Raw genomic sequence first — 6,756 nt, forward strand, 5'->3', positions numbered from 1 at the left:
TGTTGTGCCGCCACATGTGCCCTTGACGTGCGCGTTCCTACGGTGTGCGAACACGTACCCGTCCCCACCGCACACGAGGAAGTGGCGCACATGGCCTCCGCAGCATCCGCTCCCCCGACGCCGAACAACCTGAAGCGCATCGTCGCCGCCAGCCTCATCGGCACCACCATCGAGTGGTACGACTTCTTCCTCTACGGCTCCGCGGCCGCCCTGGTCTTCAACAAGCTGTTCTTCCCCGACTCGGACCCGCTCGTCGGCACGCTGCTGTCCTTCCTGACGTACGCCGTCGGATTCGCCGCCCGTCCGCTCGGCGCCCTGGTGTTCGGTCACTACGGCGACCGGCTCGGGCGGAAGAAGCTGCTGGTCCTGAGCCTGCTGCTGATGGGCGGGGCGACGTTCGCGATCGGTCTGCTGCCGACGCACGCGACCGTCGGCACGGCCGCTCCCGTGCTGCTGACCGTACTGCGCCTGGTACAGGGCTTCGCGCTGGGCGGCGAGTGGGGCGGAGCCGTCCTGCTGGTGTCCGAGCACGGGGACGCGCGGCGGCGCGGCTTCTGGGCCTCGTGGCCGCAGACCGGCGCACCGGCCGGACAGCTCCTCGCCACCGGTGTGCTGTCGCTGCTCACGGCCGTCCTTTCGGACGCGGCGTTCGGGAGCTGGGGCTGGCGCATCCCCTTCCTGCTCTCCGGCGTCCTGGTGGTCGTCGGTCTGTGGATCCGGCTGTCCGTCGACGAGTCCCCCGTGTTCAAGCAGGCGTTGGCACAGGCCGAGGCCCGCAAGGCGGCCCGGGACGGTGCGGCCGAGAAGCTGCCGCTGGTCTCCGTGCTGCGCCACCACTGGCGCGACGTGCTGGTCGCGATGGGCGCCCGCATGGCGGAGAACATCAGCTACTACGTCATCACCGCGTTCATCCTCGTCTACGCCACCACCTCGGCGGGTGTCTCCAAGCAGACCGCCCTCAACTCGGTGCTGATCGCCTCGGCCGTGCACTTCGCGGTGATCCCCGCCTGGGGCGCCCTGTCGGACCGCGTCGGCCGGCGCCCGGTGTACCTGGTCGGCGCGGTCGGCGTCGGACTGTGGATGTTCCCCTTCTTCTCGCTCGTGGACACCGGCGGCTTCGGCAACCTGATCCTCGCGGTGACCGTCGGACTCGTCCTGCACGGCGCCATGTACGCGCCCCAGGCGGCCTTCTTCTCCGAGATGTTCGCGACCCGGATGCGGTACTCCGGTGCCTCCATCGGCGCCCAGTTCGCCTCCGTGGCGGCAGGCGCCCCGGCCCCGCTCATCGCCACCGCGCTGCTCTCCGACTACGGCAGCTCCACCCCGATCGCCCTCTACGTCATCGGCGCCGCCGTGCTGACGGTCATAGCCGTCGGTGTCGCCAAGGAGACCCGGCACCGGGACCTGTCCGACGTCGAGCCCGACGCGGAGCCGGAGCCCGCGCCCACCTCGGCCGCGGCGGACGCCCGGACCGCCTGAGCCACCGCCCCCTCCGACCGGCCCCCGTGCGCCCGTGCGCGCGGGGGTCACGGCCGCGTCGGCGCCGACAGCCGGTGCAGCCGCAGCGCGAGCTGTATCTCCAGCGCGCGGGCCGGGCTCTGCCAGTCCTCGCCGAGCAGGCGGCCCACCCGCTCCAGGCGCTGGGCGACGGTGTTCACATGGACGTGCAGCTCGTCCTTGGTGCGGGCCGGGCTCATCCCGCAGGCGAAGTAGGCGTCGAGGGTGCGCAGCAGATCGGTGCCCCGCCGGTCGTCGTAGTCGACCACCTGGCCGATGGTGCGGTCCACGAAACCCGCGATGTCCCGGTCACCGGCCAGGAGCAGCCCGAGGAACCCGAAGTCCTCGGCGGCGGCCCCGTCCCCCGAGCGGCCCAGGAGGCGCAGCGCGTCGAGGCAGCGCCGGCCCTCCTCGTAGGCGGCGGCCACCGCGTCCGGATGGACGGCGAGGTCACGGACCGGGGCGGAGGCGCCGACGGTCACCGCCTCGTGGACGGCTGTGCCGAGGTGCCCGGCGGTGCGGCGGGCCAGCTCGGTCGCCGTGTCCCCGGCGGCGAGGGGCAGCAGCAGGACGGTGCCGCCGTCGCGGGCGGCGGCCAGGCCGTGCCGCGTCGCGGCGAGGTGGGAGGCCGCGGACCACAGGCGCCTGCGGGCGGCCGCCTCCTGGTCGGCGTCGGCCGCGGGACCGTCGAGACGGGCTGCCAGCACGACGTGGGTGGCGTCGAGGTCGGCGTCGAGGCGGGCGGCCCGCTCGCGCAGCAGCCGCGGGTCCCGGTCCCGGGCGTCGAGCAGGTCGTCCAGGAGTTCGCCGCGCACCCGTTGTTCGGCCTCGGCGGCGGAACGTCTGGCCAGCAGGAGCAGCGAGGTGACCATCGCGGCGCGCTCCAGGGTGCGCTGGTCGACGGGGTCGAGCCCGGGGTGGCCGCGCAGCACGAGCGCGCCCAGGAGCTCTCCGCCGGCGGCGACGGCGGCGATCCAGTCGTCCCCGTGCCGTACGGCGTGGCCTTCGGCCCGGGACGCCTCCAGTGCCTCTGCGGGCGCGACCTCGGCGAACTCGACCGTGCCGTCGAGGATCTCGGAGACGGCCGCCGCCACGTCGTGCACCCCGCCGCCGCGCAGCACCAGTTCGGCGAGCCGGTCGTGGACGTCGGAGGCGCGCTCGATGACACCGCTGCGGTCCCGGATGATCTCGTTGGCCCGCTCCAGCTCGGTCAGCGCCGAACGGGTCTCGGTGAGCAGGTTCGCGGTGTCGATGGCGGCCGCGGCCAGCGCGGCGAAGGACCCGAGGAGGGCGATCTGCTCCCGCTCGAAGACCCGGGCCCGCCGGTCCGCCGCGAACAGCACGCCGATGACGTGGTCGCCCAGGGTCAGCGGCACGCCGAGGATGGCGACCAGGCCCTCGTCGCGTACGCCGGAGTCGATGGTGAGGGTGTGCTGGAAGCGGTCGTCCTTGAAGTAGTCGTCGGTGACGTAGGGGCGGGCGGTCTGGGCGACCAGTCCGCCGAGCCCCTCGCCCATCCCGAGCCGCAGCTGCTGGAAGCGGGCCGCGACCGAGCCCTCGGTGACCCGCATGTAGGTGTCGCCCCGCGCCGGGTCGTTCAGGCTGAGGTAGGCCACGTCCGTGCCGAGCAGGGAGCGGGCGCGCTGCACGATGGCCCGCAGCACCGCGTCCAGGTCCCGGAGGCCGGCCAGGTCGTGGGCGGTCTCGAACAGGGCGGACAGCTCGGCCTCCCGCCGGCGCCGTCCCTCCAGCTCGGAGCGCACGCGCAGCGCGACCGCCTTGGCCTCCTCGAGCGCGGCGATCCGCTCGGCGGGCCTGCCCTCGGCGCGGGCGATCAGCACCGGCTGCTCGTAGGCGTCGGCGGACGCTCCCCTGGCCAGCAGTTCGAGGAAGGGGGCCTCGGCACTGCCGGCGGGGCGCTCGGCACTGCCGATGGGGCGCTCGACGGACTGCGTGTGATCGCTGGACATGCCCACAGGATTGCTCATCGCACGCTCACCCCGTCAGGCCTGTGGAAAACTCCCGTCCGGTGCCGGTCAGTGCGCGGTCCAGCCGCCGTCGAGGACGAGTGATGTGCCGGTGACGAAGGACGCCTGCGGGCCGCACAGGTAGGCCACCGCCTCGGCGACCTCCTCCGGCTCGATGAGCCGCTTGAGTGCGCTGTCCTGGAGCAGCACCTCGGACACCACGCGCTCCTCGGGGATGCCGTGCGCCCGGGCCTGGTCGGCGATCTGCCGCTCCACCAGTGGGGTGCGCACATAGGCCGGGTTCACACAGTTCGAGGTCACACCGTGGGGGGCGCCTTCGAGGGCCGCGGTCTTGGACAGGCCCTCCAGCCCGTGCTTGGCGGCCACGTAGGCCGCCTTGTAGGCCGAGGCGCGCAGACCGTGCACCGAGGACACGTTGACGATCCGCCCCCAGCCCTGTCCGTACATGTGCGGCAGGGCGCCGCGGATCAGGCGGAACGGCGCCTCCAGCATCACGGTGAGCACCGTGTGGAACACCTCGGGCGGGAACTCCTCGATGGGGCGCACCAGTTGGAGGCCGGCGTTGTTGACGAGGACGTCGGTGCCGGCCGCGGCCTGCTCGGCGGCGTCCAGGTCGGTGAGGTCGAGGACCCGCGGCTCGACGGTGCCCGCCAGGCCCGCGGCACGTTCGGCGAGCGCCTCCAGACCGGCGGCGTCCCGGTCGACCGCTCTCACCTTGGCCCCGGCGGCGGCCAGCCGCAGCGCACAGGCGCCGCCGATGCCGCCGGCGGCGCCGGTGACGAGGGCGGTGCGACCGCCGAGGTCGAGCGTGGGGGCGTGGGGGCCCGGAAGGGCGCTGCTGCCGGTCATGTTTCGACCCTAGGCAGCGCCCCGAGCTGACCACATATGGTCAGGCCCCATACTTCACTCGGAAGTCGTGGGGTCGAACCATGTGGGTGCGTCCATCAACGCCTGCTTGATCCGCAGCATCCCGAACTCGCCCAGCTCCGGCAGGGCGTCCACCGCGAACCACCCCACCTCCAGCGACTCGTCGTCGTTGACCCGCGCCTCGCCGCCGAGGGCCCGGCAGCGGAACGTGATGTCCATGTACTGGCAGACGTCGCCGTTCTCGTAGGTCACGGGCGTGAGCGCCTGGACGACGATCACCCGCTCGACGGCGCAGCGCACGCCCGTCTCCTCCTCGACCTCCCGCACGGCACAGGCCGCGGGCTGCTCCCCCGGGTCCGGGATGCCGCCGATCAGCGACCACTCGCGAGTGTCCGAACGGCGGTTGAGCAGCACCCTGCCTTCCTCGTCGAGGACGACGGCGCTGACGCCGGGCAGCCAGAGGGGGTGGTGACCGATGGACGTCCGAAGGGTGCGGATGAAGTCAGGGGTAGCCATGGAGCGACCCTAACCGCCGCCGACGGCACCCCGGTGATCATCCGGAGGGCGCGGGACCGGCGTACGGTCACACGTCCTGGGCGCGACGCCGGCGCAGCCCCGAGCCGATCGCCCAGCCGAGCCCGCCCGCGGCGACCAGCACCAGGACCATCTCGGGCAGGATGCCGAGCCGGGTCGCCGGGGTCTGCGTCGAGCGCAGCGGCACCTTCTGCACCAGCGAGTCGGCCACGAACATGCCGGTCCTCTGGGTGATCCTTCCGTCCGGCATGATGATCGCGCTGACGCCGCTGGTCACCGGCACGGTGACGGTCCGGCTGTGCTCCACCGCGCGTACCCGGGACATGGCCAGCTGCTGGTAGGTCATCTCGCTGCGGTCGAAGGTCGCGTTGTTGCTCGGCACGGAGATGAGCTGCGCGCCGTCGGTCACCTCGGAGCGCACGGCCCAGTCGAAGGCGGCCTCGTAGCAGGTGACCAGTCCGACCTCGGCGTTGGCCATCCGGAAGACGCCCGGCTTCGTGCCCCGGCTGAAGTCCTGGCGGACCATGGAGGTCCAGTTCTTGTTGATCGCGCCGACGAGGGAGCGCAGCGGCAGGTACTCGCCGAACGGCTGGATCTGCCGCTTGTCGTAGGTGTCGGTGGGGCCCTTGACCGGGTCCCACAGGACCTGCTCGTTGTAGAGCCTGCCGTCCCGCTCGACGACGCCGCCGACGGAGATCGGCGCGTCGATGGCCTTGGCCGCCTGTCCGATGACCGAGGCCGCCTCCGCGTCGGTGTAGGGGTCGACGTCGGAGGAGTTCTCCGGCCACAGCACGATGTCCGGCTTCTCGATCCTGCCGGCCTTCACCTCGGCGGCCAGCCGCTCGGTCTCACGCGCGTGGTACTCGAGGACGGCCCGCCGCTGGGCGTTGAACTCCAGCCCCGCGCGCGGCACGTTGCCCTGGATGGCCGCGACGGTCACGGTGCCGTCCTCGGCCTTGTCGCTCACCAGCGTCCGGGCGGCGAACGCCCCGACGACCGGTACGGCCACGCTCAGCAGGGCCACGGCCGCGGCCGGGCGCCGTACGGCACCTGTCCCCCGCCGCTCCACGAGCAGCCGCATGACCTCGTACAGCCCGAAGCCGCACAGCACGACGGCGAAGCCCAGCACGGGCGTGCCGCCCACCGCGGCGAGCGGCAGGAAGACGCCGTCGGCCTGACCGAACGCGATCTTGCCCCAGGGGAATCCGTGGAACGGCGCACGCGCGCGTGCCGCTTCCCCGGCGATCCACACGGCGGCCGCCCACACCGGCGAGCCGGGCAGCTTGGAGACCGCGGCGACGCCCACGCCGACCAGCGCGACGAAGATCGCCTCGATCGCCACCAGGGCGAGCCAGGGCCCTGGGCCGACCTCGACGCCGGTCCACACGAGGAGCGGCAGCAGGAAACCCAGGCCGAAGAGATAGCCGAGACCGAACGCCGCCTTCCAGCCGCGCCCCCGCAGCACCCAGCCGAGGACGGCGAAGGCGGGCAGGGCCAGCCACCACAGGGTGCGGGGCGGGAAACTGACGTAGAGCAGCACTCCGGAGAGCGCCGCTGCGGCGGCCGGGACGAGGCGGCGGAGCCGGACGGCCCAGCGGGAGGCGGGCGCGGACTGCGGTTCCAGCCGGTCCGACTCGTCCACGGAAGTTGCGGTGACGGTCACTCCGGGAGTGTACGGCGGTTGACCTCGGCGTCCACAGCGCGGTCCGCCCGCCGAGCACGGCCCCGGGCACCCGCCCGGGCCGCGTGATCCCGCACAACTCGTCCACAAATCGCCCATCAGCGGTTACGGTGTGCCGGAGTCCTCGCCGTACGGGCCGAGCGCGTACGGCCGGCGGGGGCCACAGGTCGGGGGACCGGCGTTTCGGGG

The 6,756-nt window shown here is 73.1% G+C and carries 5 protein-coding genes; 1 reads left to right on the forward strand and 4 read right to left on the reverse strand.

What is annotated here, in order from left to right; genetic code table 11:
• The first annotated feature begins 90 nt into the window (after positions 1-90).
• Positions 91-1,479 (forward strand): MFS transporter, encoded by a 1,389-nt coding sequence (locus tag AOJ26_RS07060; RefSeq protein WP_053847321.1) that lies wholly within the window; start codon positions 91-93, stop codon positions 1,477-1,479.
• Positions 1,480-1,526: 47 nt separating this feature from the next.
• Here the strand turns inward: AOJ26_RS07060 and AOJ26_RS07065 are convergent, their stop codons facing one another.
• The 4 genes from AOJ26_RS07065 to lnt form a co-directional block, all read right to left on the reverse strand.
• On the reverse strand, positions 1,527-3,467 hold the full coding sequence (locus AOJ26_RS07065) for a helix-turn-helix domain-containing protein (protein ID WP_053847325.1): 1,941 nt from the start codon (positions 3,465-3,467) through the stop codon (positions 1,527-1,529).
• Positions 3,468-3,533: 66 nt separating this feature from the next.
• On the reverse strand, positions 3,534-4,334 hold the full coding sequence (locus AOJ26_RS07070) for a 3-hydroxybutyrate dehydrogenase (RefSeq protein ID WP_053847322.1): 801 nt from the start codon (positions 4,332-4,334) through the stop codon (positions 3,534-3,536).
• A 54-nt stretch (positions 4,335-4,388) separates the two neighbouring features.
• On the reverse strand, positions 4,389-4,868 hold the full coding sequence (locus tag AOJ26_RS07075; RefSeq protein WP_053847323.1) for an NUDIX hydrolase: 480 nt from the start codon (positions 4,866-4,868) through the stop codon (positions 4,389-4,391).
• Between the two features lie 67 nt (positions 4,869-4,935).
• Positions 4,936-6,549 (reverse strand): apolipoprotein N-acyltransferase, encoded by a 1,614-nt coding sequence (gene lnt, locus AOJ26_RS07080; RefSeq protein ID WP_053847324.1) that lies wholly within the window; start codon positions 6,547-6,549, stop codon positions 4,936-4,938.
• Positions 6,550-6,756: the final 207 nt, after the last annotated feature.

Origin of the sequence: Streptomyces sp. NRRL B-24085 (genome assembly GCF_001282115.1) — a bacterium.
Lineage (GTDB): Bacteria > Actinomycetota > Actinomycetes > Streptomycetales > Streptomycetaceae > Streptomyces.